This window comes from Phaeobacter sp. 11ANDIMAR09 (assembly GCF_001294455.1).
GTDB lineage: Bacteria > Pseudomonadota > Alphaproteobacteria > Rhodobacterales > Rhodobacteraceae > Pseudophaeobacter.
Genome location: NZ_LIKT01000012.1, coordinates 13,080 through 38,447, shown reverse-complemented (window position 1 = coordinate 38,447; position 25,368 = coordinate 13,080). Strand labels below are relative to the sequence as shown.

Genomic DNA, 25,368 nt, shown 5'->3' with positions numbered 1-25,368 from the left:
CTGAAGGCAGGAGAGTACGGACATGGCGCAACTGAAAAAGATTCTACTTGTGGACGACGACGAGGACCTGCGCGAGGCCCTGAGCGAACAGCTGGTGATGACCGAAGACTTTGATGTCTTTGAGGCTGAAAATGGCCAGGGCGCCATGGAGCGCGTCAAAGAGGGTTTGTATGATCTGGTGATCCTGGATGTGGGCCTGCCGGACACGGATGGGCGCGAGCTGTGCCGTCTGATGCGCAAGCAGGGCGTCAAGGCGCCGATCCTGATGCTGACCGGCCATGACAGCGATTCCGATACCATTCTGGGTTTGGATGCCGGCGCAAATGACTATGTCTCCAAACCTTTCAAATTTCCGGTGCTCCTGGCGCGTATCCGAGCCCAGCTGCGCCAGCATGAACAATCAGAAGACGCGGTATTTGTCCTTGGGCCCTATACCTTTAAGCCCTCGATGAAGATGCTGATGACCGAGGATGATCGCAAGATCCGTCTCACCGAGAAAGAGACCAACATCCTCAAGTTCCTTTATCGCTCAACCGATGGCGTGGTGGCGCGCGATGTGCTGCTGCACGAGGTCTGGGGCTATAACGCGGGGGTCACCACCCATACCCTGGAAACCCATATCTATCGTCTGCGTCAGAAGATCGAGCCCGATCCCTCCAATGCCCGTATTCTGGTGACAGAGTCCGGTGGCTATCGCCTGATCAGCTAGGGTGCCAATATTGACATAGGTCAAAGACGCATTTTTGAGGCACCTTTATATCTGTTCGTATCCCGCGCATGTCCGGGTCATGACATGCACCTCCCTGTTGGACTAGGCCGGGCTTCGCGCCCGGCCCTTTTTTGTTTGGGATCAGCTTTGCAGCAGGCGCAGGCGGCTTTCAAATTCACCGCGATCGACGTAACAGCCATGCAGGTACCTGAATCCAGTCTGCGGGTCAAAGGCATCGCGTCCATGCAGGACGCGGCGGTTGTCAAACACCACCATCTCGCCGCCTTTGAGTTTTAGTGTGACCAGATAATCGGCGCTGCGGGTCATGATCATGAACTGACGATAGGCGCGGTAATAACGGGTCATCAGATCGGGCGTGAGGTCGAGGATATCGGCCAGATGCGCATTAAAGCAGATTTCGATGATCTGGCCCTCTTCGTCCAGATTGATGACCTTTTTGCGATTGCGAATATCGGTGTCCTGATCGTGGAACCGGAACGGGATCGAGACCGTGGACAAAAGCGCAAAGGCCTCGGCGTCTGTTGCACGCAGATCCTCCGCAATGGCGTAGCCGTCACAGAACAGCGAGCCGCCGCCGGTTGCTTCGTTCGCCAGGCAGTGCAGGAACTGAAATCCGGGGGGCAATTCCTGGTTGGTCAGATCGGTGTGCAACGGCAGGGCAATCGGGGTATAGGCCAAATTATTTGGGTTTGGCTTGGACTGGACCTCGAATGTCACCCCAAAGTTGGTTTCCCGTAGAAAGCCGATGCGGCGGGCGACATCCATCCCGGCTGCGGTGCTATCAGCAAGCCCTTCCACAATGGAGAGCCCGTATTTTTGGGTCTGGACCAGCCAGTCTTGCAGTGCCTGATCCGAGGCCAGGATTTCATCCGCCTTGGCGCGGGGAATGCCATCGGCGCCCAGATCCCGGCGCCAGTGTAGAAACCCGGTGCGCGCCGGGTCGTTGGCCGCCCGGCCGGGGCGGTGGCCGCTAAGCCAGCCGAACTCAAACCGTGTTATGGTGTCGTCGCCCTGCCACCAGATGGTCAAGGTCTGGCTGTCGGTCTCGATCTTTTCCGGAGTGATGTCGAGCGGAATGGCGGTAAGGTCGGTGATGCGCTCTTGGGTCTGCGGGTGGAAACCGGCGGGATCGTTGTCGCGCAGCCAGATATAGGGGAAATCGGCACTGCTGCCATCGGCAAAGGTGATGTGAACAAGGGCGTCGTCAGAACGCAGGGTGGCATTGGCCATGGATAGGCCTCCATAAAAAAGCATGCGTGCGGGCATGGTGGGCAGGTCTGTAGCGGAATAGCGGTCGAGCCCTTTGGCTCAGACAGATCCAACCGGGGGTGGCCACCAGTCATAGGCTTTTTTATAGGGATGCCCTGGGCGTTGCCCGAGGACGGAGGAGCGTGGCACTGCGCGAGGCCTCTTATGTGAAGGGTCGTTTAGGCAGCTTTGGAAAATCATGTGAAAAAATGCAAGCAAATTTCACAATGCACCCACATCTGGTTCAGAAAATGGTGAATCTTTGATTTTCCAGTCTAGAGGTTCCCCTTCTGTTCATGCATGCTCCGGGCAACCCATCTAGGAAGAGAGACACAGTATGGCCTTTACCCTTGCCACTTGGAACATCAACTCTGTCCGCCTGCGCGAAGGTCTGGTGCAGAAACTTATGCAGGAGGAAGGCCCGGATGTGCTGTGCCTGCAGGAGTGCAAAAGCCCGGTGGACCTGATCCCAACCGAGGGCTTTGCCGCGCTAGGGTATCGCTACATGGTGGCGCGCGGGCAAAAGGGCTACAACGGCGTCGCCATTCTGTCGAAATTGCCGATTGAGGAGGCTGGGGCTGAGGATTTTGCCGATCTGGGCCATGCGCGCCATATCGCGGGGCGGCTGGAAAATGGCGTCACGGTGCACAACTTCTATGTGCCGGCCGGGGGGGATAAACCCGACCGCGAGATAAATGAGAAATTTGGCCAAAAGCTGGATTACCTCAGTGAGATGCGGGATTGGTTCAAGTCTGAGCGCCCGGAGAAGTCCATCCTGGTAGGGGATCTGAATATCGCGCCACGCGAAGATGATGTCTGGGATCACAAGAAGATGTTGAAAATTGTCAGCCACACGCCAGTGGAGGTGGATCTGCTGGCAGAGGTGCAGGAGGTTGGCGGTTGGGCGGATGTGACCCGGGCAGATATCCCCGAGGGGCTGCTGTATAGCTGGTGGAGCTACCGGGCCAAGGATTGGGACGCAGCTGACAAGGGGCGCCGCCTGGATCATGTCTGGGCTACTGGGGATATTCGCCAGGCGGCACATTCCAGCCGGGTTCTGCGCGCCGCGCGGGGTTGGGAAAAACCCAGTGACCATGCGCCGGTTTTTGCGACTTTTGATCTGTAAGCCTGCTTGAAGGGCAGGGGGAGCTCCCGCCCGTTGTTTGGGCATCATAGAGGCCCGCCTCCCGTTGGGCCCGCCTCCCGTTGGGCCCGGCGCCGCGCTGACGCGCGGCGCGGTTGCGCCTTTTTGCGGTCTCGTGTGATGTGCTTTGGGCCATCAGAAATGCGAAGAGGGGAAGGCTGTGGCGAACTCCTCTCTTGGTTTCTGTGCTTCAGGGCTCCATATAGGGGCCAAGCTTCAAACGGAGAAAATTGAGACAATGGATATTATTGGCGGAGCGGGCACCGCGGCCCCCGCAGGTGATTTGATCAAGGACGTCGGTGAGGCGACCTTTATGCAGGATGTGGTTGAGGCCTCGATGCAGGCGCCGGTGATTGTTGACTTCTGGGCGCCCTGGTGTGGCCCCTGCAAGACCCTGGGCCCGGCTTTGGAAGCGGTTGTGACTAAAGCCAAAGGTGCGGTGACCATGGCTAAGGTCAATGTGGATGAAAACCAGCGCCTAGCACAGGCTCTGGCGCAGCAGGGGCTGCCGCTGCAATCAATCCCAACCGTTGTCGCCTTTGTCGAGGGGCGCCCCATTGATATGTTCCAGGGCAATGTCCCGCCAAGTGAGATCGAAGCCTTTGTGAATAAGGCGATCGAGGCGGGCGGTGGCAGCGCCGATGGTGGTTTGGCCGAAGCGTTGGAGGTGGCCGAGCAAATGCTGGCGGATGGTGATCACAGCGATGCGGCACAGACCTTTGCCGCGATCATCGGCGAAGATGATAAGAGTGCTGCAGCCTATGGGGGGCTGGCGCGGGCGCATATTGCGCTGGGCGATCTGGACCAGGCCGAAGCAGTTTTGAATGGGGCTCCAGCAGAGATTTCGGATGCGGCTGAGATCGATGCGGCGCGGGCCCAAATTGAACTGGCGCGACAAGCGGAAAGCGCTGGCCCGGTTGCAGACCTGGCCGCCAAAGTCGCGGCCAGCCCGGAGGATCTTGAAGCGCGGTTTGAACTGGCGCAGGCCCTGCATGCCGCTGGCGATGCCGAGGCTGCCGTGGTTGAACTCTTGGAACTGTTCCGTCGTGATCGTGAGTGGAACGATGGCGCTGCCAAGGCGCAGCTCTTTACCATCTTTGATGCGTTGCAGCCAAATGATCCGGTGGTTTTGAATGGGCGTCGCAAGCTGAGCTCATTGATATTTGCCTAAACGGGGCTCTGCCCTACAGTAGTAGGATGTTTCATATCGCAGGTCTGCCAGACACTCTTGCTGTCTTCCCACTGCCCAGGGCAATTCTATTGCCCCGGGCCAGGTTGCCGCTGCATATCTTTGAACCCCGCTATTTGCAGATGTTTGAGGATGTTTTGAAGACGCCGGAGCGCCTGATCGGCATGATTCAACCCTGCGCGACCTCGCCGGGGGAAGACGCGCTGCAGGCGGTTGGCTGTGCTGGGCGGATTACGCAATTCTCCGAGACCGAGGACGGGCGCTATCTGGTCACTCTGTCGGGCCTGTCCCGGTTTCGCGTTCTGGGGGAGGTCACAGGCTTTAGCCCCTATCGGCGCTGTGATGTGAGCTGGACGGGTTTTGACCGGGATCTTACCAGTGCCGGCGAGGTGGATCCCGCGTTTGATCGCGCCGGTTTTCTGGCCTTGCTGGAGCGATTTCTGACGACGCAGGGATTGTCGACGGATTGGGGCTCATTGAAAGAGGCCGAGGATGAACTGTTGATCAATTCGCTGTCCATGATGCTGGAGTTTGATCCGGAAGACAAACAGGCCTTGCTAGAGGCCCCTTGTCTTGCCAAAAGGCGCGAAACGCTGGTGACATTAATCGAGTTTGGCCTGAGAGGCGGCGCACAGGAGGATATCTTGCAATGAGTGATGCAAAACCGGTGAGCTTTGATCGCCGCATGCTGGAGGCGCTGGTCTGTCCACAAACCCAAGGCACGCTGGAGTATGATGCCGAGGCGCAGGAGCTGCGGTCCAAGGCGGCCAATCTGGCTTTTCCAATCCGCAATGGTATTCCTGTCATGCTTGTCGATGAAGCGCGGGTGATCGACTAGGTTTCCCAGGTAGCTCTCTACGGGCTTTCCCGGCTCTCTCTTGCTATCCGTGCCGCCGATGTGTTGGCAGTGCCGCCAGAGAGGTGCTGAGGAGTGTATGCTCTGGGCTTTCTGGCAAAACTGCCTGTCGCTCTGCTTGGCAAAGGGGGGCTCCCGCCCCCGCAGGGGCCCCTTGGCGGCCTTGGGCCCGGCGCTGTGCTGACGCACAGCGCGCAGCCAGCTCTCTAATGTGGTGGCCCAGCGCGGGCGCGGGCGACAGGTCGGGGGTGTTGGATTTCCCTTTTAGCGTTGAGGAGTCAGCATACTAAAGCGGTGATCGGTGCAGCGCCTTGCCAAAGGCAAGGCGCTCGGCCCAACCAGATCACAACACCTCTGGTGTTGATGGCATGGGCGGGAGCCGCTTTTTTAGCGTTGCATAAAGAGCGTCAAATAGGGTCTCCCTTGAGCAGGCGTGGCAAATCGCCGGTCAGCCCGGCGGCCTCTCGCATGAAGCCCCGCCGGAGGCCGGGCAGGCTGTTTACCATACCCATGCCAAGGTCGCGCCCGATTCTCAGCAGCGGGTTGTCGTTGGAGAACAGTTTGTTGACCAGATCTGTGCTGGCCACCAGTGTCGCCGTATCAAAGCGGCGCCATTGTTGATAACGCTCCAGAACCAGTGAGGAGCCGACATCTTCACCGCGGCGTTTGGCGAGGGTTAGCACTTCGGCCAAGGCACCCACATCGCGCAGACCAGCATTCAGCCCCTGTCCGGCAATCGGGTGCATGCCATGGGCGGCATCCCCAATCAGCGACATGCGCGTGCCAATGAAACTGTTGGCGATGGTCAGGTTGAGCGGATAGGTGAAACGCTTGCCCGCGAGGGAGATCTCGCCAAGGAAATCCCCAAATCGTGGTTTGAGCGCGGCAATGTACTCGGCATCATCCAGACCATGGATGGCTTCGGCCATTGCGGTCTTCTCGCTCCAGACGATGGAGCAACGGTTGCCCGGCAGCGGCAGGATGGCCAGCGGGCCGGGCTCCATAAAGAATTGATGCGCGATGCCATGGTGCGGGTTTTCATGATCAATGGCGCAGACCAGCGCGGTCTGGCCGTAGTCCCAGCCGCTCCGGGTGATCCCGGCGCGGGCTGCGGTGCCGCTCTTGCGCCCGTCTGCGCCGACCAAAATACCACCTCGCAGGGTTTCGCCATTCTCCAGGGTTAGAGTCACTCCGGTCTGATCCGCCTCCTGGGCCACAACGCGGGCCTCGTTGAGCTGGGTGATACCCGGCTCACCCTTCAGAGCCCGCAGCAGAGCGCGGCGCAGATAGCGGTCTTCCAGCATATAGCCCATCGGGCCTTCTTCGATCTCGCGGTGGTCGAAATGCAGGAAAAACGGCGATGCGCCCTCACCGGCATGGCCATCGCTGGCTTTGATTTCCAGCATGGGTTGGGCCTGTTCGGCGACCATTGGCCAGATACCAATCTGATCCAGCAGGCGCTGCGAGGCCAGGGCCAGAGCATAGCCCCGCCCATCAAAATCTTCATCCTCAAACCCGCCCCTGGGCAGGGCGTCGACAATGGTGACGCTATGGCCCGTCTGCGCCAGAGCCAAAGCCAGGGCTGGGCCATTCAGCCCCCCCCCTACGATCAGAATATCGGATGTGTTTTTCATGCCCGCACTATGCGCCGATTAGCGGAATTGTCCATGCCGGTTGCGTGCAATTCGGCGAATCTCAGCCGCTGCATCCTGCTGATTATTGGCTTCGGGATTGTGCGTTTTGGGGTAGGAGGCTACCGTCCTGAAAAACCGAGGGGAGAGATGACGATGCAGGACTGGCTAAAGATGAGTGCCGCAGATCTGGGACGGGGAATTGCAGCGCAGGAGATTGATCCGGTTGCCCTGACGCAGCGCTTTCTGGACGCCATCGACAGTCACCCCCATCGCGATCGTATCTATAGCGAAGTAACCCGTGAGCGTGCTCTGGCCGAGGCTGATGCCGCTGCACAGAGGGCGCAGATGGGGCTGCGACGCTCGCCATTGGACGGGGTGCCGATCAGCTGGAAGGACTTGTTTGATTCGGCGGGCAGCGCGACTGAGTCAGGATCGGATCTGTTAAAGGGTCGGGTGCCAGAGCAGGATGCACTGGTTCTGGAGACCGCCACAGCCATGGGCAGTGTATGCCTGGGCAAGACCCACATGAGCGAGCTGGCCTTTTCCGGACTTGGGCTCAATCCGGTGAAAGCCACACCGCCCTGCATCAATGACGAATCGGCGGTTCCGGGCGGCTCCTCCTCTGGGGCGGCGGCTTCGGTGGCTTTTGATCTGGCGGCCGGGGCGATTGGCTCTGACACGGGCGGATCGGTGCGCATTCCCTCGGCCTGGAATGATCTGGTGGGGCTAAAAACCACCTCTGGCCGGATCAGCCTCGAAGGGGTGGTGCCGCTGTGCCTCAAGTTCGACACCATCGGTCCGCTGGTGCGCTCGGTCGAGGATGCGGGCCTGTTCCTGGGGCTGCTGGAGGGCACATCGGGGCCAGATCTGCGCGGCGACACCAGCCTCAAGGGGCGTCGCTTTGCCGACCTGCAGACCATAGCGCAGGAGGATTTGGATCCCCTGGTCGCTCAAAGCTATGCCGATGCTCTGCAAAAGCTGCGCGCCGCTGGAGCCGAGATTGTGCCGCTGGAGGTGCCAGAGCTCGCGGAGGCCATGGCACTGAGTGCGATTCTGTTCACCACCGAGGCCTATGGGCTGTGGAAAGAGGTGATCGAAGCCAACCCGGAGGTGATGTTCAACAAGATCCTCGAACGCTTCCGCTCGGGCGCAAATTTTTCCGGTGCGGATTATGTTGCTGCATGGGGCAGGCTCGAAAACTGCCGCATGGCCTGGGATCAGGTCACTGCGGGCTTTGATGGGGTGTTGTCCCCCAGCTGCCCAATCCTGCCGCCAAATCTGAACCGCCTGCTGCAAGAAGAGGACTACTATGTGCAGGCCAACCTACTGACCCTACGCAACACCCGTATCGGCAATCTGATGGGAACCTGTGGGTTGAGCCTGCCTACCGGCACGCCCAGCTGTGGCCTGCAGGTGCTGGGCCAGCCCGATTGCGAAGAGGCCCTGTTGCGGGTTGGCATCGGCCTCGAAGCGGCTCTGGCGGCTGATTGAGCTTGGGCTGCGGGTTGTGCTGCGCGAGAAAAGGGGGGTGGGTTCTTCGCAGTAGTCTGGCTGGAATGCCACAGAAATGCCCTGCGCCGCATACTGCGGCTGGACGCATCGGTTCATGCTCTGTAATTTGATTGCAAACGGGGCGTTAATGATCCCGAACTTGAGGCACAGCTATGAATTTCCCTGAGCGGTTTGCGAACCTGCCAGCCTATGCGTTTCCGCGACTGCGGGCGCTTTTGGACCATCACACGCCGGGCGGCGACGTGGTGCATATGACCATTGGCGAGCCAAAACACCAGTTTCCCCAATGGGTGACGGATGTCATCGTTGAGAATGCAGCCGGTTTTAACAGCTATCCGGCCAATGACGGCTCGGACGAGCTGCGCGGCGCCATGGCGGGGTGGATTGCCAGCCGTTACGGCGTCACCATGGATCCGGCAACCCAGATCATGGCGCTGAACGGCACCCGCGAGGGGCTTTATAACGCTGCCATGGCGCTGTGCCCTGAGACCAAGGCGGGCACAAAGCCAGCGATCCTAATCCCGAACCCCTTTTATCAGGTCTATATGGTGGCCAGCCTGTCTGTCGCTGCAGAGCCAGTCTTCCTTTCGGCGACTGCGGCGACCGATCATCTGCCAGACTATGAAAGCCTGCCGGAGGAGCTGCTCAAGCGCACGGCCATTGCCTATATCTGCTCGCCTGCCAACCCTCAGGGGGCGGTCGCGGATCGGGCCTATTGGCAGCGGCTGATTGCTCTGGCAGAAAAACATGATTTCTGCATCTTTGCCGATGAATGCTACAGTGAGATCTACCGTGATGAAGCTCCGACCGGGGCGCTTACCGTGGCGCAGGAAATGGGGGCGGACCCGGAACGGTTGGTGCTGTTCAATTCGCTCTCCAAACGTTCCAACCTGCCAGGGCTGCGCTCTGGGGTGATTGCCTCTGGCCCGGAAAACATCAAACGGCTCAAGCAGCTGCGCGCCTATTCCGGTGCGCCCTTGCCGGGCCCCTTGCAGGCTGCTGCCGCAAAGGTCTGGGCGGATGAGGCCCATGTGGTGGAAAATCGGGCGCTCTATGTCGAGAAGTACAAAATCGCGGATGAGGTTTTTGCCGGGCTCGCAGGTTACGTCTCGCCCCAGGCCGGATTCTTCTTGTGGCTGCCCGTGCCCGATGGCGAGGCCGCTGCCCTGAAGCTCTGGCAGGAGACCGGCGTGCGGGTCCTGCCCGGTGCCTATCTGGCGCAGGGCAACGGCGCGGAGAATCCCGGCGCTGGCTATATTCGGGTGGCCCTGGTGGCTGCGCCCGAGGTGACACGGGAGGCGCTGACCAAACTGCGGCGCTGTCTGTACGACAATTGAACGACTGCGATGGCTCCCTGCTGGGTGGGGGGCCTTGCCAATACAAAATGACCGGTGATCCGATCCTGTGGTAAAACAGGACACATCGGCAACAATGAACCGAGGTAGGCATGGCATTTCAAACCCGCAGCAGGGATCCCCTGCTTGACAGTTCGATGCAGGCGGCGATCGAAAAGCGCGGCAAGGAGCTGATTGGGATCTTCCTGATCGGGCTTGGTCTTCTTGTGGCAGCAATGGTCGGCTCTTATACGCCGGATGACCCCAATTGGATGGTCTCTACCGATGCTGCGGTACAGAACTGGCTGGGCCGCCCCGGTGCGTCGATCGCGGCGCCTTTGTTCATGATAGTGGGCTGGGCTGCCTGGAGCCTCGCGTTGATGCCCCTGGCCTGGGGACTGCGGTTCCTGCTTCACAGTGGAGAAGATCGGGTTCTGGGCCGCATCATCTTTGCGCCGGTTCTGCTGGCCGTGGCCTCGGTCTATGCCGCGACACTGGTGCCCGGTGCCGCATGGAAGATAACCCATAGTTTTGGTCTGGGTGGACTGTTTGGCGATACTGTCATGGGCGCCTTGCTGACGCTGTTGCCGGTGAGCTCCCATTTTGCGGTCAAGCTGATGTCGCTGTTGATGGCGGTTGGAATGCTGGCTTTGGGTGTTTTTGTTGCTGGCTTCAGCCGGGCCGAGATTGCTCGGGCTGGCCGTTATCTGACGCTGGGATTTGTGTTGATCTATGGCGGTATTGCCAGCCTGCTGGGGCGCGGGGCAACCAGCGGCTTTCGGGCTGCATTGACCCTGCGTGACCAGCGCCGCGCTGCCAGATTGCAAGCCGAAGAAGACGCCTGGATGGCCGATGATGATGGCGCGCAGATGTTCGAAAGCTATCCACAAGAGGAGAGCGAAGAGCTCGTCGCTGGCGAAGATGATTATCCGGGCGAAAAGCCCGAAAAAGCTGGGTTGTTTTCGCGTGTGCCCGGCCTGATGCGCCGGTCAGACCCTGTCGAGATCCCCGAACAGATGCCTGAACCAGAACTGGTAGAAACGGCCCAGGCCGGGGAAACAGTGCTGTCAGGCGACGCGCGTATTTCAGAAAAGATCGCCAGCGCAGTCCGTATCCGTCGGGCCGCTGGCCTGGCCCCGGACCACGACCCGGATTTGCCACTGACCAAGGGGCGTGGCAAGCGGGCAGAGCCATTGCTGTTTAATCCCAACGTGGCCGCAGGCGATTTGCCGCCAGAGCCACCACTGACCGCCAGCAGCACCATTCCGGCCGCGCCGCAAACCGCCGCCTCTGTGCCTGGCTTTGTACCATCGGCCCCCGATTTGCAGCCCGTGCTCACACAGGACGCGGCACCTGTGTCGAACAGCCCAGCTCCAGAGCCCGCCGCTGAACTTGGTTCGGAGATGGCCTCGGAACTGGCGCCTGAATTGGCCCCGGACCGGGTCGCCTCGGAAGCCTTGCCTGCAGGTCGGGTGATCAACCGTGAATTTGGCGCCGCGCCAAAGCCCGCAGCCGCGCAACAGGTTCCGGAGCCAGGGGCGTTTGAACTGCCCGTTGCGACACCGCGCAAGGCGGTTGTCGAGCAGCCTCAACGCAAACCGGTGCAACCCTCTACGCGGGCCAAGGCCGAGGCCCAGCCTGTCCTGGCTTTTGAAGAAAATGCCGCTGATTTTGAGCTGCCGCCGCTGTCGTTGCTCAGCCATCCAAACGGGGTTGAGCGCCACCACCTGAGCGATGAAGCCCTGGAAGAAAACGCCCGGATGCTGGAAGTGGTGCTGGATGACTATGGCGTCAAAGGCGAGATCGTCTCGGTCCGTCCCGGTCCCGTTGTCACCATGTATGAGCTGGAACCTGCGCCCGGCCTCAAGGCCAGCCGGGTGATCGGTCTTTCCGATGATATTGCGCGCTCGATGTCGGCGCTGTCGGCGCGGGTCTCTACCGTGCCAGGCCGGACGGTCATTGGTATTGAGCTGCCCAATGAAAAACGTGAGATGGTGAATTTCCGAGAGATCCTGTCCAGCCGCGACTATGGTGATGGCACGCAGAACTTGCCCCTGGCGCTGGGCAAGGACATTGGCGGCTCCTCTATGGTAGCCGATCTGGCCAAGATGCCGCATTTGCTGATTGCCGGGACCACGGGATCGGGTAAATCGGTGGCGATCAACACCATGATCCTGTCGCTGCTTTACAAGCTGTCGCCCGAAGAGTGCCGCCTGATTATGATCGACCCCAAGATGCTGGAGCTGTCCGTCTATGACGGTATTCCGCATCTGTTGTCGCCGGTTGTGACCGACCCCAAAAAGGCGGTTGTAGCCCTGAAGTGGGTGGTGGGCGAAATGGAAGATCGCTACCGCAAGATGTCCAAGATGGGTGTGCGCAACATCGCAGGATACAATGGCCGGGTCAAAGAAGCCCTGGCGAAGGGCGAGATGTTCAGCCGCACGGTGCAGACCGGCTTTGATGATGACACTGGAGAGCCGGTGTTCGAGACGGATGAATTCGCCCCTGAGGCGCTGCCGTATATCGTTGTCATCGTTGATGAGATGGCCGATCTGATGATGGTGGCAGGCAAAGAGATCGAGGCCTGTATCCAGCGTCTGGCACAGATGGCGCGGGCCTCTGGTATTCACCTGATCATGGCCACCCAGCGCCCCTCGGTGGATGTGATCACCGGCACCATCAAAGCCAACTTCCCGACCCGGATTTCCTTCCAGGTGACCTCCAAGATCGACAGCCGCACCATCCTGGGCGAAATGGGCGCTGAGCAGCTCCTCGGGATGGGCGACATGCTTTATATGGCGGGCGGTGCCAAGATCACCCGTTGCCACGGGCCCTTCGTGTCGGATGAAGAGGTCGAAGAAGTCGTCAACCATCTCAAGCAGTTTGGTCCACCCAGCTATATGAGCGGCGTTGTGGATGGCCCGGATGACGAAAAGGCCGATAATATCGACGCGGTTCTGGGGCTGAATACGGGTGGCAACACCAATGGGGAGGATGCGCTCTATGATTCCGCAGTGCAGATCGTGATCAAGGATCGTAAATGCTCCACCTCCTATATCCAGCGTAAACTGGCCATTGGCTACAACAAGGCCGCCCGCCTTGTTGAGCAGATGGAGGACGAAGGCCTGGTTTCGCCGGCCAACCATGTGGGCAAACGGGAAATCCTGGTGCCTGAGCAGCAATAGCTTGCGCAAGAAATCGCGGGGGCCGGGTCAGAAATGATCCGGCCTCTTTTCATTTCTACGGCAAGGCTTATCTAGATCTTATGAAACAAATTCTGTCTGCTATCGCGCTGAGCTGTTGCGCCGTTGTTTTCTCCTCTGCCGCCTGGGCCGGGGAGAAGCTGAGCCTGAACGAAATCTCTGGCTACCTGAACGGGATGAAGACCGCGACGGCAAGTTTCACTCAGATCAACGATGATGGCACCCTGACCACTGGCAAGCTTTACCTGCATCGTCCGGGCCGGATGCGGTTTGAATATGAGGGCACAGGCGGTGGCACCGTGGTGGCCGGTGCCGGGGCCGTGCGCATTCACGACCCCAAATCGAATCAACCGCCCGAGACCTTCCCGCTGAAGCGCACGCCGCTGTCGATCATCCTGGCCAAACAGGTGGATCTGGGGCGCGCCAATATGGTGGTGGGCCACGGTTTTGACGGCACCTCGACCGTGGTGCGAGCCCAGGATCCTGAAAATCCCGATTACGGCAGCCTTGAGCTGATGTTCACGGGCGAGCCAGTGGAGCTGCGCAAATGGGTGGTGCACGACGGCGCTGGGGGCAAGACCACGGTTATCCTTGGGGCGCTGGAGACCGGCATGCGCCTGCCCTCGACCCTGTTCAGCGCAGGCGGTGGCGGCAATTCACCATAGCTGGCAACGCGGGCGAGGCCGGGTGCCCCGCAGTGGATCTCCCGCCTTTTGATGGCAAAGGGATGCCGACCAACAGCGACCGCGGCTAGGACGCGAGCAAAATTCTGAACTCCAATGTCTCACGCCCACCAAGCGCTTTGTCGGCGGTATAGGATCTTATCAACGTGCCACCTGCCTTTTCGATGACCCGCACCGAGGCAGGATTATCGGGGCTGGTGGTGATCTGAACGTGCTGCAAACCAACCGCTCTTGCCTCTGGCAGAATTGCAACTAGCGCGGCAGTCGCCAGCCCTTCCTTTTGTCTCCATGGCACCACAGCGTATCCGATGTGACCAGAGCAGGTCGGCGGCAGCTCCTCTGTTCCTGGCTTCCAACGCAACCCTATGTGGCCGCAAAACTCATCCTGCCATATCCAGCGGCGTATACTCGGCAGTCGCGGTACCTGTGAGCCATCCGGCAGAGTAATGGGTCCGGCCTTTGCGGTTGGATCATCAAGATTTGAAACAAATGATTCAGCGTCGGTTTCTATGCTGGTGATCTGTTCCTGTGCTGCCTCGGATCGCAGGTTGTCCGGGGACCAGCCCATTTGCAGAGCTGATACATAGGCGGAAATCTCGCGGATGCTTGGTTTGAGCAATCTCATCAAAAATGTCTCACTAGAAATTCTTTGCAAACCAGACATTCATGCAATTCAGGGTAGTAGTAAATAAGCGCAAAGCAGCCATGGCGTGAGGGCGATGGCCTGGGTCTTGTACTGGATTCCTGCTCAGGCGGCTACCGCGCACGGCGGCAGGTGGCGAGCTGGGCCTGGTACATCTGCGAGCGGGCCTCGACCTTGCTGGCAACGCGCAGCAGCCAAGTTTTGGCTTTGTAGGTGCCGCGGGCATAGCCGGTGTGGCCATCGTGATAGGCCAGATACTGGTTGCGCGCGTCATACAATTGGATGCCGTTCTTCTCGAGGCTTTTGTTCATATACCAGCCCATGAAATCGGTGGCATCCTCGATCCGGTCGCGTTTGGCGCGGCGCCGTCCGGTGTCGCGTTTGTAATCCTCCCAGGTGCCATCCAGAGCCTGGCCATAGCCATAGGCGCTGGATTGCCGCCCCATAGGGATCACCCCCAGCAGGTATTTATGCGGGGTGCGGGCATTGCCGCGGAATTTGCTTTCCTGATGGATGGTGGCCATCTGCACATGGATGGGCACGCCCCAGCGGCGCTCGGTAGCGCGGAAGGCCTTCAGGTATTGGGGCCGCTCCTTGATGATACTACACGCATTGTCCAGGTTGCGTGGTGGCGTATTGGGGCCACCACCGCAGGATGCGACGACCAGAAGAAGGGCGAGTGCGACGATGATTCTGCTCATTGCCTCTGCCTATGTTTATATTTTTTTGCCAGTCTAGCGAATTTTGACAAAAGAGAAAATCACAAATCAATCAAGAGTGACAGCAGCAGCGGCAGGGCGGCGACGGAGATCAGGGTCGAGACCACCACAAGCCCCGCGACTGCTTCTGCCTTTGCGCCGAACTTTTCGGCCAAGAGATAGGAGGTGACAGCGACAGGTGTGGCCAGTTGCAGCACCAAGACGCCAAAGGCGATCTCATCCAGGCCAAAGGCTAGTCCCAGCCCCCAGCCGATGGAGACACTGGCACAGAGTTTGGCCAGAGAGAGCAGGATGGCAAGGCCAGTCTTTCCCGGTGTCAGCCGGGCGATGGCAACGCCGAGGGTGATCAGCATCATCGGGATCGCCATCTGGCCGATCAGATCCAGCGCATTGGTCAGAAACTTTGGTGTTTGCCAGTCCTGCCAGAGTAACAGCGCGCCAAGCAAAGTCGCCCAGACCATCGGTTCCCGCAGCGCCTTGCCAGCGCCGCCCTTGCCCGCCACCAAAGACAGGCCGAGAGTGAAGGATAAGACGGCGGAAACCGAAAGCATAACAACGGCGTAGCTCAGGCCAGCCTCGCCAAAGGCAAAAAGCGCGAGGGGGATGCCGAGGTTGCCGGTATTGCCAAAAATGAACGGTGCCAGATAGGTTTGCCGGTTCAAACGGCCTGTCTTGATCAGCAGGGCGCCGACCAGGGCGAGCAGCAAATGGCCCAGAATGGCCGCGATGACAAAGACCCCAAGCGCGCTCTTGTCCAGCTCGGTTTTCATCAAGGCGGTGAAGATCAGCGCCGGGACTGCCAGGGTCATCGCCAGGCGGGTGACAAACTGGATGCGGTATTCAAATCCTAGTTTCACCCAAGCAAAACCAACCCCTGCGAGCAGGAAAACCGGGGCAGTGATCTCGAGCACTGTCAAAGCCAGGTTCACAGACTGTTTCCTTTAAATTTTGCCTCAAGAGTTGGACATCTGCCAGCGTTTTGCGCTAGGAACAAGTCACGGAGACAGTCTGCCAATGCTAAGAACACGCGCGAAATACAATCTGGGCCAGGTCGTCCGTCACAGGAAACACCCGTTCCGCGGCGTTGTTTTTGACGTGGATCCCAAATTCGCAAACACCGAGGAATGGTATGAATCCATTCCCGAAGACAGCCGTCCGGTGAAAAACCAGCCGTTTTATCATCTATTGGCTGAAAATGATCAGACCTATTACGTGGCCTATGTGTCCGAGCAGAATCTGGTTGCGGATTATTCCGGGGAACCGATCAGCCATCCGGATCTGCCAGAGATGTTTGACCAGTTTGATGGCGCGGCCTATGCCCTGCAGTATCAGCTGAACTGATCTGTCTAAAACCGGGCGCAGGTTCTAGCGTCCCTTTCCCGACCTCATCTGTTGTGGCTCTATCAGGGTGGGGCTCCCGCCCACTGTTTCAGACCTGGCTGCGCCAGCCTGACAGGCGTTGGGCCCGGCGCCGGACCTTTGGCCCGGCGCGGTTGCGCAAAAGAGATAGGGGCTGTCCCTTTGGCGAGTCTAATAGCCGAGGGCGCAGCCATCCTTGCGTGGATCGCTTCCTCCTTCGAGCAGCCCGTCAGAATGGATCTTAATGGCCTGAGCGCCGCCAATGGCTGTTGTTGGGATCTGAACCTGATGGCCGAGATCGCTCAACTCCTGGCGCACCTGATCGCTATACCCGCTTTCAACGTTGAGAATTCCTGCATCTGAAAAGCAGCGTGGGCTGTCGATCGCGGCCTGCGGCTCCATGCCAAAATCCTGCAGGTTGGAGACAAAGCGGGCATGGCCATTGGGCTGATAGGCGCCGCCCATGACACCAAAGGGCATCAGGACGCGCCCCTCTTGGCGCAGCATACCGGGAATGATGGTATGCATGGGGCGTTTGCCACCGGCGAGCTCGTTTGGATGGCCCTGTTGCAGGGTGAAACCAGCACCACGGTTTTGCAGCAGGATGCCGAATTTCTCGGAGGCGAGGCCGGAGCCAAAGCCATGGAAGATCGAATAGATCAGCGAGACAGCCATCTGATCCTTGTCCACCACGGTGATGTAAATTGTGTCCTTATGCACCGCCTCTGTCAGAGGGGCGGCAGCAGCCATGGCGCGTTTGGGATCAATCAGGGCGGCAAGGCGGCTGGCTGTTTCGGGGGCCAGCATATGATCTAGCCGTTGCATATGCGCGGGGTCGGCGAGGAAGCGGTTGCGGGCATCATAGGCCAGCTTCGCGGCCTCGGCCTCGATATGGGCGCGCTGACTGCCCAGCGGATCCATCGCGGCAATATCAAAATGGGACAGGATGTTGAGCATCAAAAGCGCGGTTGCGCCCTGGCCATTTGGTGGATGCTCAACCAGATCAAGCCCCTTGTAGGGAGCGGCAATGGGGGCCACCCGATCGCAAACCGCCGCGGCAAAATCCTCGACCTGATGGGTGCCACCAGCTGCCTGCAGGGTGGCGACCATGTCTTCGGCGATCTCGCCGGTGTAAAAGGCGTCGCGGCCATCCCGGGAAATGCGACGCAGCACTTCGGCTTGACCGGGAGCGCGAAAGATCTGGCCAACCTCCGGGGGCTTGCCGTCAAAGAGGTAAGCGCCACGCGCTGTGCCCTGCAGAGTGCCCGCGTCCTTGGCCCAGTCAAAGGCCACACGCGGCGCAACCGGAACCCCGGTTTCGGCATAATGGATGGCGGGGGCCAGCAGGGCATCCAGCCCCAGTTTGCCCTCGGTTTCGGCCAGATGGCAGAAGGTTTCAATCGCAGTGGGAATGGTGACGGCATCGGCGCTGCCCAGGGGCACGGCGGTGAGCCCTTGATCGCGCAGGGCCTGCGCGCTGCTCCCTGCCGGCGCCCGCCCGGATCCATTCACGGCCTGGATGTCAGGGCTGCCACCGCGCGAGAAAAGCACAAAGCAATCGCCCCCAATCCCGGTCATCTGAGGCTCGCAAATACCAAGAAGAACCGCCCCGGCAATCGCGGCATCCATGGCGTTCCCCCCCCGTTTCAACACGTCAATTGCTGCCCCTGCAGCCAGCGGGTGAGAGGTCGCGCAAAGCCCATTCTGTGCAAAGACGGCTGAACGCCCGGGGGATTGAAAGTCGCGCATTGTTCACTCCTGTTGGGTTGCCCGGCACGGTAGTGACCCTGGTTGAAATGACAATAAGATTTTCTGGCTTTGCTTGGGGGCGGCCCAGGAAAGCTTGCGCAGAACAAAGGGTATACGGAAGAGTGCAGTGTCCCTGGCGTCGCACGATCGGTGGGGGCTTAGATGTCCGACGCCAGGAGAAGCTATCTCAGCTACGCGTTAAGGAATACTAGAAGCTCAAGGAAAAAGTGCGTTGGAAATGTGGCGCTATTGCGGCGCCAACTTTGCTGGGGATGGTTGGGAGCAGCCGCTTGGATCGACACATGATCCTGGGGCATTGCGTCAGCTTTGTGTGCCAGGCATCTCAAAGAACAGCGAGAGAAGGTTGCTGTCAGCCTGTCTTTCGTATTGCAGACGGCAGGTTAGTTCGCGGATGAGATGCCAGCCAAATCCCCCTTCCGGCAGGGTTTCCAAGGGGCCACTGATATCTGCGGGCAAGCCGGCAGGCAACTCGCCCTTGGGCAGCGGTGGGCCGGTATCGCTAATGCTAATTTGCAGAATGTTTGGTGACAGATTGCAACGAATCGATATCTCGCCATCTGTTCTGTCAGCATAGGCATGCTCGACGATATTGTTCACCGCTTCTGCCAGGGCTATTTGCACATCACCAGCCCGGTCGACAGGCAGTTCAATGTCGCGCAACCCTTCCATGACCGCTGTGATACAGGATCTGGCGCTTTGTTCTGTTGCTTTGAACGAACAGGCAAAAGTCTCAGTCATTCACTTCTCACTTCCCGCCTTCTTGCGGTACGCTGGACAGAACTCAGGTCTTGTTTGCACTCACGGCGTCATTGAGAGAGTCATAAAGGGTGAAAATTGTATCCATGCGGGTCAGGCGGAACACTTTTTCAACCATCGGCGTGGGACCGGCCAGATCCAGGCGACGATCCCTCCCCAATTGCTTCATGGCCGCGACAATGGCCCCAAGACCACTGGAGTCGATGAATTGAACCAGTGACAGATCCAGAATGACGCGTGCGGGACCGCTTTCGGTCTCAGAGCGCATATCTTCTTTGAATTGAATAGCCATGGCTGCATCAATGCGGTCCGCATTTACGGTTACAATCTGTGCACCATCAGCTTCTGTACTTGTCAGGCTCATAATGATCCCCCGGGAAGTTGTCTCAACGTATTTATACCAGTCTAGACCTTAAACCTTAGCATTCGGTATGTTTATTGGCGACGATTGGAGGAATATCTGATGAAAAATGTTGTGATTGCCGGCGCAGCCCGCACCCCGATGGGCGGATTTCAGGGCGCCTTTGGGGCCATGCCTGCTGCCGAACTTGGTGGCGTTGCCATTAAGGCCGCGCTCGAGGGGGCCGGCGCCAAGACAGTGGATGAGGTTCTGATGGGCTGTGTCCTGCCAGCAGGCCAGGGGCAGGCTCCAGCCCGCCAGGCAGGCTTTGCAGCGGGCTTAGGCGAAGAGGTTCCGGCAACCACCCTGAACAAGATGTGCGGCTCAGGCATGAAGGCGGCGATGATCGCCTACGATCAAATCGCTTTGGGGCAAAGTGATACGGTTGTTGCCGGCGGGATGGAAAGCATGACCAATGCGCCCTATCTGCTGCCCAACCAACGCGGCGGCGCCCGGATCGGACATGGCCAGGTCATGGACCATATGTTCCTGGATGGTCTGGAAGACGCCTACGACAAGGGCCGCCTGATGGGCACCTTTGCCGAGGACTGTGCGGAACACTATCAGTTTACCCGCGAGGCGCAGGATGAATATGCGCTGAAATCCCTGTCCAACGCTTTGGCAGCACAGGAAAGTGGCGCCTTTGAAGGTGAAATTGCCAGTGTCACTGTCAAGACACGCAAGGGCGAAACCACCAATGCCGCGGATGAACAGCCCGGCAGCGCCCGCCCCGAAAAAATCCCCACACTGAAACCTGCCTTCCGCAAGGGGGGCACAGTAACAGCGGCCAATGCTTCTTCCATTTCAGATGGGGCTGCGGCCCTGGTTCTGGCCTCGGAAGAGGCTGCTGCGGCCCAGGGGCTGACGCTGCGCGCCCGTGTCTTAGGCCATGCCAGCCATGCCCAGGCGCCAGGTTGGTTCACCACTGCCCCCGTTCCGGCGGCAAAAAAGCTACTGGATCAGATCGGTTGGCAGGTGGAAGATGTCGATCTGTGGGAAGTGAATGAGGCCTTCGCCGTGGTGCCTATGGCCTTCATGCATGAGATGGGCATCAGCCGCGACAAGGTCAATGTGAACGGCGGCGCCTGTGCGCTGGGCCATCCCATTGGAGCCTCTGGCGCCCGGATCATGGTGACCCTGCTCAATGCCCTGGAAAAGCGTGGACTGAAACGCGGTGTCGCCGCGATCTGCATCGGCGGCGGCGAAGGCACGGCCATCGCCATCGAATTGGTCTGATTTCATTTGGCCAAAAATATCCTCAGGGGTGAATTGACCCCTAGGGTCAAGAGGGGGCAGAAAGCCCCCTCTATCGGTTTCAAAGGACAGAACCATGGCTGTGGATTACGACACCCTCTCCAAAACAATTTTGGCCCTGACTGAAGGGGAGGACGACATCGTCGCTTTGATGGCCACTGTGGTCTGTGAGCTGCATCACAGTGACGCTCGTTTTGATTGGACCGGTTTTTATCGCGTTGTTGGGCCTGAGCTACTGAAAATCGGCCCCTACCAGGGGGGGCATGGCTGTCTGAAAATTCCCTTTTCTCGCGGTGTTTGCGGCGCTGCTGCGCGTACAGGCCAGGCGCAATTGGTGGCGGATGTGGAGGCATTCCCCGATCATATCGCCTGCGCTTCTTCTACCCGATCCGAACTGGTGCTTCCGGTTTGGGGCCCGGCGGATCAGCTGATTGCGGTTCTGGATATTGACAGTGATCAACCGGATGCCTTTACGCCTGAAGATCAGCATCAGTTGACTGCGATTTTGCACCAGGTCTTTGGCGGCTAGTAAGGTCGACCAGGTCAGGAAGGGGCTTTGCCCCTCGGCCCCTGGCCTCACCCCAGAATATTTTTGGAAAGATGAAAAGCAACCGCAGACTGGGCGGGTTGGGCTTGTGGCAGCTCGGTTGGTTCTTTGTGTGAAAAAAACCTTGAAAATTTCACCATCCTGACCCATCGTGAAAAAGTAGGTTAAAATTTCACGTGAGCTTAGCGGATGGAGATGACAGGCGTGACCAATCAGGCCCCACAACCGGCAACCCTGGGAGCGGATATCCGGGCCCTGCGCAAGGCGCGGGGGCTGACCTTGACGGATGTTGCTGGCATGTTGGACAAGTCAGTTGGCTGGCTGAGCCAGGTAGAACGGGACCTGTCGGAGCCGTCGATTTCGGACCTGCGGCAATTGGCCCAGTGCCTGGGGGTGCCGATGTCGATGCTCTTTGCACATTCCGGGGTGCCGGCAGATGAGCATGGCTATATCGTCCGGGCCGGATCGCGGCGCCCAATGGGGTCGGGGGAAGAAGGGTTGATCGAAGAGCTCTTGTCGCCGGATCTAACGGACGACTTTGAAATGGTGCATTCCACCTTTCAGCCCCGTTCAAAAATGCAAAAACCTGCGGATCGCCCGACACAGGAGGTCGGCTATATGATTTCGGGGCACCTGGATCTCATGATCGACGACAGGGCCTTTACGGTTGGGCCTGGTGACAGTTTCCGCATCAAGCATCAGCCCTACCAATGGGCGAACCCCTATGATGAACCGGCCGTCGCGGTCTGGGTCATCGCGCCGCCGGTGTATTGAACCATGTCTTTTGAAGCCTGGACCATATTCGTGCTGTTCTGGGTGGTTATTGTGACCACGCCGGGGCCGAATGCGGTGAATTGTATCTCCAATGGGATGTCTCTGGGCTTCGCCAAGGCGATGCTTGGGGTTCTGGCGATTCTGACACAGGCGAGTCTGTTTTTGCTGCTGTCGGCCCTGGGGGTAACGGCGCTGATTGCGGCCTCTCCGACAGGGTTCTTCATTGCCAAGCTGATCGGAGCCGGGTTTCTGATCTATCTCGGAGTGCGGGGCTGGCTCAATGCCACGCGACCCGCGCCTGCTGCTGAGCGTCCGGCCCGCCATGTCTATTTTCATGCTCTGGCGGTGGCCACGATCAACCCCAAGAGCGTGGCGGGATACCTTGCTGCTTTTTCGCAATTTGTGCAGCCCGATGTGCCGATTTGGAGCCAGATGGGGGTGATCATGCCGACCGCCTTGGTGATCACTACGCTCAGCTACACCGGCTTTACCCTCCTCGGCGTGTTGATGGGGCGGGCGGCGCTAGCGGCGGTGTTCAATACCTGGATTCGCCGCGTGATGGCGCTGTGTTTCATTGTCTATGGAGTTCTGCTGGGCGTCAGCAGTGGTCCGCAATTGGAGGGCGTGGAATGATCAAAGGCAGCTGTCTGTGTGGGAATATCCAATTTCAAACCGCTGCCGCGCCGCAGGGGGCTTCGATGTGCCATTGCGGTCAATGTCGCAAGCAATCGGGGGGCATCTGGTCCTCGGCCTACGTCAAAGACACGGATCTGACAATCACTGGGCCGGTCAGCTGGTATGAGGCCAGTGACACAGCCAAACGCGGCTTTTGTGCGCGCTGCGGCTCCTACCTGTTCTGGAAGGCCCATGACGAGGACACCACCAGCTTTGCCCTTGGCGCTGTGGAAGCGCCCACGGGGCTGAGCATCGAGAAACATATTTTTGTGCGCGACAAAGGCGATTTCTACGAGATCGCCGATGGCGTTTTGCAAAAAGACTAAGACTAGGGAGCAAACATGTCTGATTTTCCAACCAAGGCCCGTGTGGTCATCATCGGCGGCGGCGTGATTGGCGCCTCTAGCCTCTATCATCTGGCCAAGAAGGGCTGGACCGATTGTGTGCTTCTGGAGAAGAACGAGCTGACCGCCGGGTCCACCTGGCATGCGGCGGGCAATGTGCCGACCTTTTCCACCTCCTGGTCGATCATGAATATGCAGCGCTATTCGACCGAGCTCTATGCCCGTCTGGGTGAAGAGGTGGACTATCCGATGAACTATCACCAGACGGGTTCGATCCGTCTGGCGCATAGCAAGGAGCGGATGCAGGAATTTGAGCGCGCCTGTTCCATGGGCCGTTATCAGGGCATCGAGATGGAGATCTGGACGCCAGAGCAGGCCAAGGCGCATTATCCTTTCCTAGAAACACACGATCTGGAAGGGGTGCTCTGGGATCCGACTGACGGGGACATTGACCCGGCGCAGGTGACCCAGGCATTGGCCAAGGGCGCGCGCGACATGGGGGCCAAGATCCTGCGCTTTACCCCGGCCACAGGGGTGACCCAGAAAGAAGACAAGACCTGGGTCGTGCATACCGAGAAGGGCGATATCGAATGTGACTACGTGGTCAATGCCGCGGGCTATTATGCCCAGCGTGTTGGCGAGATGTTCAAACCCTATGGCGGGCGCACCGTTCCGATGATGGTGATGTCGCACCAATATCTGCTGACCGAGCAGATCGGTGAGATTGAGGCCCATGTCAAAGAGACCGGTAAGAAACTGCCGCTGATCCGTGATGTGGATGTGTCCTACTATCTGCGCCAGGAAAAGAACGGATATAACCTTGGCCCCTATGAGCCCAATTGCCGTGGCCACTGGATGACCGAGGACGACCAGATGCCGGAGGATTTCTCTTTCCAGCTGTGGCAGGATGATCTGGACCGGATCGAGGATATCGTCACCGATGCGATGGAGCGGGTGCCGCTGATGGCGACATCTGGCGTCTCCAGCGTTATCAATGGTCCGATCCCCTATGCCCCCGATGGTCTGCCGCTGATTGGTCCGATGCCCGGCGTCGACAATGCCTTTGAGGCCTGCGTCTTTACCTTTGGTATTGCCCAGGGGGGCGGCGCCGGCAAGGTGCTGGCGGAATGGATCGTCGATGGTCAGACCGAATGGGACATGTGGTCGGTCGATCCGCGCCGCTATACCGATTACACAGACCAGGATTATTGCGACCAGAAGGGTATGGAGGTTTATGGCAACGAGTATGCCATGCATTTCCCACATCACGAATGGCCGGCCGCGCGCGACAAAAAAGTCAGCCAGGTGCATGCTCAAATCAAAGCGCTGGGCGGCCAAATGGGCGCCTATAACGGTTGGGAACGCGCCAACTGGTTTGCGCAACCTGGTGATGACACATCTGAAGAAGCCACCCATACCTGGAGCCGCTCCGGCCCATGGCAGAGCCGCATCAAGGAAGAATGCGAAGCGGTACGGGACAGTGTTGGTGTGCTCGATCTGCCCGGTTTCTCGCGTTTCAACCTGAGTGGCGAGGGCGCGGCTGAGTTCCTGCGCGGGATGGTCACCGGTGGTTTGCCTAAGGTAGGCCGGATGAACCTGGTCTATTTCTCCGACACACGTGGCCGCATCCTGACCGAGATGTCCTGTGTGCGTCACGGCGAAGATCATTTCACCATGATCACCGCGGGTTCGGCCCAGTGGCATGACTTTGAGGTGCTGAAAAAGGCACTGCCCGCTGGGCTCAGCCTGACTGATCACACCACCGAATTTGCCACCATGATCGTGACCGGTCCAAAATCTCGAGAGCTGTTCGCGAGCATTTCGGATGCCGATCTGAGCTTGGGCTGGCTGACCCATCAGGAAGCCACGGTTGCGGGCAAGCCCGCCTTCCTGGCGCGGGTTTCCTATGCCGGTGAACTGGGCTGGGAAGTGCATTGTGCCAACGCGCATCAGGCTGAAATCTACGCCGCTCTGCTGGCCGGTGGCGCGAAACCCTTTGGCATGTATGCGCTGAACTCTTTGCGGATTGAAAAGGGCTATCGCACCTGGAAGGGTGACCTTTCGACCGATTTCACCATGCTCGAAGGCGGTCTTGGCCGGTTCATCAAACTCGACAAGCCACAGGATTTTCCCGGCAAGGCCGCGATCCTGAGCGAAAAACAGCAGGGGCCAAAGAAGACCTTTGTGACCCTGATCGTCGAGGCCGGTGATGCGGATGCGCCCTATATGTCCTGCATTTGGAAAGATGGCGAGATCGTTGGCGAAACCACCTCTGGCGATTATGGCTATCGGGTTGATGCCTCCATCGCGCTGGGCACCCTGCGCAGCGACCTGGCGGTGCCGGGGACGGAAGTTGAGGTCGAAATCTACGGCGAGAAATGTCGTGCCCTGGTACAAGAAGACCAGCCCCTGTGGGATCCCGCCAATGAGCGCCTGCGCGCCTAGTCGAGGCAGGCGGTGGTTCAGACCTGTGAGGAGAGAGAAATGGTAACAATCAGTTTGCAGCCTGTTCTCCTCACGGGCCGACATGGCCCGCAGATGCAAAAAGAAAACTCCGGTTGTCCTGCTTCCCTTTTAGGGGGGGCAGTGGGGCT

At 59.1% G+C, this 25,368-nt stretch carries 24 protein-coding genes; 16 read left to right on the top strand and 8 right to left on the bottom strand.

Annotation, left to right across the window (positions count from 1 at the left end; genetic code table 11):
* The first annotated feature begins 22 nt into the window (after positions 1-22).
* Entirely contained in the window at positions 23-709 is a 687-nt protein-coding gene (locus tag AN476_RS11840) for a response regulator transcription factor (RefSeq protein WP_054461797.1), read from the top strand.
* 141 nt (positions 710-850) lie between these two features.
* Here the strand turns inward: AN476_RS11840 and AN476_RS11835 are convergent, their stop codons facing one another.
* On the bottom strand, positions 851-1,960 hold the full coding sequence (locus AN476_RS11835; RefSeq protein ID WP_054461796.1) for a TauD/TfdA family dioxygenase: 1,110 nt from the start codon (positions 1,958-1,960) through the stop codon (positions 851-853).
* A gap of 355 nt (positions 1,961-2,315) precedes the next feature.
* Between AN476_RS11835 and AN476_RS11830 the strand changes: the two genes are divergently transcribed.
* From AN476_RS11830 to AN476_RS11815, 4 genes are all read left to right on the top strand, one after another.
* Positions 2,316-3,104 carry an exodeoxyribonuclease III gene (locus AN476_RS11830; protein ID WP_054461795.1) on the top strand — a complete coding sequence of 263 codons (789 nt, stop codon included), beginning with the start codon at positions 2,316-2,318 and terminating at the stop codon, positions 3,102-3,104.
* A gap of 256 nt (positions 3,105-3,360) precedes the next feature.
* Positions 3,361-4,293, top strand: coding sequence for a tetratricopeptide repeat protein (locus AN476_RS11825; RefSeq protein ID WP_054461794.1), 933 nt, complete (start codon positions 3,361-3,363; stop codon positions 4,291-4,293).
* A 26-nt stretch (positions 4,294-4,319) separates the two neighbouring features.
* A complete protein-coding gene (locus tag AN476_RS11820) occupies positions 4,320-4,964 on the top strand; it encodes an LON peptidase substrate-binding domain-containing protein (RefSeq protein ID WP_054461793.1) in 645 nt (214 codons plus the stop codon).
* A complete protein-coding gene (locus AN476_RS11815; RefSeq protein WP_054461792.1) occupies positions 4,961-5,149 on the top strand; it encodes a Trm112 family protein in 189 nt (62 codons plus the stop codon). The genes AN476_RS11820 and AN476_RS11815 overlap by 4 nt, the downstream gene beginning before the upstream one ends.
* 425 nt (positions 5,150-5,574) lie before the next feature.
* On the opposite strand, the gene AN476_RS11810 is transcribed toward AN476_RS11815, so the two are convergent.
* Positions 5,575-6,801 carry an FAD-dependent monooxygenase gene (locus AN476_RS11810; RefSeq protein WP_054461791.1) on the bottom strand — a complete coding sequence of 409 codons (1,227 nt, stop codon included), beginning with the start codon at positions 6,799-6,801 and terminating at the stop codon, positions 5,575-5,577.
* A 153-nt stretch (positions 6,802-6,954) separates the two neighbouring features.
* On the opposite strand from AN476_RS11810, the gene AN476_RS11805 reads away from it, so the two are divergent.
* The 4 genes from AN476_RS11805 to AN476_RS11790 all read left to right on the top strand — a co-directional run bounded on the left by AN476_RS11805 (position 6,955) and on the right by AN476_RS11790 (position 13,515).
* On the top strand, positions 6,955-8,292 hold the full coding sequence (locus AN476_RS11805) for an amidase (protein ID WP_054461875.1): 1,338 nt from the start codon (positions 6,955-6,957) through the stop codon (positions 8,290-8,292).
* 173 nt (positions 8,293-8,465) lie between these two features.
* Positions 8,466-9,650 carry an aminotransferase class I/II-fold pyridoxal phosphate-dependent enzyme gene (locus AN476_RS11800; protein WP_054461790.1) on the top strand — a complete coding sequence of 395 codons (1,185 nt, stop codon included), beginning with the start codon at positions 8,466-8,468 and terminating at the stop codon, positions 9,648-9,650.
* A 110-nt stretch (positions 9,651-9,760) separates the two neighbouring features.
* Entirely contained in the window at positions 9,761-12,832 is a 3,072-nt protein-coding gene (locus tag AN476_RS11795) for a DNA translocase FtsK 4TM domain-containing protein (protein ID WP_054461789.1), read from the top strand.
* 80 nt (positions 12,833-12,912) lie between these two features.
* Positions 12,913-13,515, top strand: a complete 603-nt coding sequence (locus tag AN476_RS11790) for an outer membrane lipoprotein carrier protein LolA (RefSeq protein WP_054461788.1) — start codon at positions 12,913-12,915, stop codon at positions 13,513-13,515.
* Between the two features lie 85 nt (positions 13,516-13,600).
* Here the strand turns inward: AN476_RS11790 and AN476_RS11785 are convergent, their stop codons facing one another.
* The 3 genes from AN476_RS11785 to AN476_RS11775 form a co-directional block, all read right to left on the bottom strand.
* Positions 13,601-14,197 carry a GNAT family N-acetyltransferase gene (locus AN476_RS11785; protein ID WP_216598380.1) on the bottom strand — a complete coding sequence of 199 codons (597 nt, stop codon included), beginning with the start codon at positions 14,195-14,197 and terminating at the stop codon, positions 13,601-13,603.
* A gap of 92 nt (positions 14,198-14,289) precedes the next feature.
* Positions 14,290-14,877 (bottom strand): lytic transglycosylase, encoded by a 588-nt coding sequence (locus AN476_RS11780; RefSeq protein WP_054461786.1) that lies wholly within the window; start codon positions 14,875-14,877, stop codon positions 14,290-14,292.
* 59 nt (positions 14,878-14,936) lie between these two features.
* Entirely contained in the window at positions 14,937-15,824 is an 888-nt protein-coding gene (locus AN476_RS11775; RefSeq protein WP_054461785.1) for an AEC family transporter, read from the bottom strand.
* Between the two features lie 85 nt (positions 15,825-15,909).
* Here AN476_RS11775 and hspQ point away from each other — a divergent pair, with 85 nt between their 5' ends.
* Positions 15,910-16,236 (top strand): heat shock protein HspQ, encoded by a 327-nt coding sequence (hspQ, locus tag AN476_RS11770; RefSeq protein WP_054461784.1) that lies wholly within the window; start codon positions 15,910-15,912, stop codon positions 16,234-16,236.
* A gap of 189 nt (positions 16,237-16,425) precedes the next feature.
* On the opposite strand, the gene AN476_RS11765 is transcribed toward hspQ, so the two are convergent.
* The 3 genes from AN476_RS11765 to AN476_RS11755 all read right to left on the bottom strand — a co-directional run bounded on the left by AN476_RS11765 (position 16,426) and on the right by AN476_RS11755 (position 19,144).
* A complete protein-coding gene (locus AN476_RS11765) occupies positions 16,426-18,003 on the bottom strand; it encodes a gamma-glutamyltransferase family protein (protein WP_054461783.1) in 1,578 nt (525 codons plus the stop codon).
* A gap of 321 nt (positions 18,004-18,324) precedes the next feature.
* Complete coding sequence (locus AN476_RS11760; RefSeq protein WP_054461782.1) at positions 18,325-18,762, bottom strand: ATP-binding protein; 438 nt, start codon at positions 18,760-18,762, stop codon at positions 18,325-18,327.
* Positions 18,763-18,805: 43 nt separating this feature from the next.
* Positions 18,806-19,144, bottom strand: coding sequence for an STAS domain-containing protein (locus AN476_RS11755; RefSeq protein WP_054461781.1), 339 nt, complete (start codon positions 19,142-19,144; stop codon positions 18,806-18,808).
* A gap of 99 nt (positions 19,145-19,243) precedes the next feature.
* On the opposite strand from AN476_RS11755, the gene AN476_RS11750 reads away from it, so the two are divergent.
* The 6 genes from AN476_RS11750 (at position 19,244) to AN476_RS11725 (ending at position 25,219) form a co-directional block, all read left to right on the top strand.
* Positions 19,244-20,416, top strand: a complete 1,173-nt coding sequence (locus AN476_RS11750) for an acetyl-CoA C-acyltransferase (protein WP_054461780.1) — start codon at positions 19,244-19,246, stop codon at positions 20,414-20,416.
* A 94-nt stretch (positions 20,417-20,510) separates the two neighbouring features.
* Positions 20,511-20,963 carry a GAF domain-containing protein gene (locus tag AN476_RS11745; protein ID WP_054461779.1) on the top strand — a complete coding sequence of 151 codons (453 nt, stop codon included), beginning with the start codon at positions 20,511-20,513 and terminating at the stop codon, positions 20,961-20,963.
* 222 nt (positions 20,964-21,185) lie between these two features.
* A complete protein-coding gene (locus tag AN476_RS11740) occupies positions 21,186-21,755 on the top strand; it encodes a helix-turn-helix domain-containing protein (RefSeq protein ID WP_305728565.1) in 570 nt (189 codons plus the stop codon).
* Positions 21,756-21,758: 3 nt separating this feature from the next.
* The gene (locus tag AN476_RS11735) at positions 21,759-22,388 is read left to right on the top strand and encodes a LysE family translocator (protein ID WP_054461778.1); all 630 of its coding nucleotides are present in this window, start codon (positions 21,759-21,761) and stop codon (positions 22,386-22,388) included.
* Positions 22,385-22,756: a GFA family protein gene (locus AN476_RS11730; protein ID WP_054461777.1), complete on the top strand. Its 372-nt coding sequence runs from the start codon at positions 22,385-22,387 to the stop codon at positions 22,754-22,756. Before AN476_RS11735 ends, AN476_RS11730 begins: the two co-directional genes overlap by 4 nt.
* 15 nt (positions 22,757-22,771) lie before the next feature.
* Positions 22,772-25,219: an FAD-dependent oxidoreductase gene (locus AN476_RS11725; protein WP_054461776.1), complete on the top strand. Its 2,448-nt coding sequence runs from the start codon at positions 22,772-22,774 to the stop codon at positions 25,217-25,219.
* The last annotated feature ends 149 nt before the right edge of the window (positions 25,220-25,368 follow it).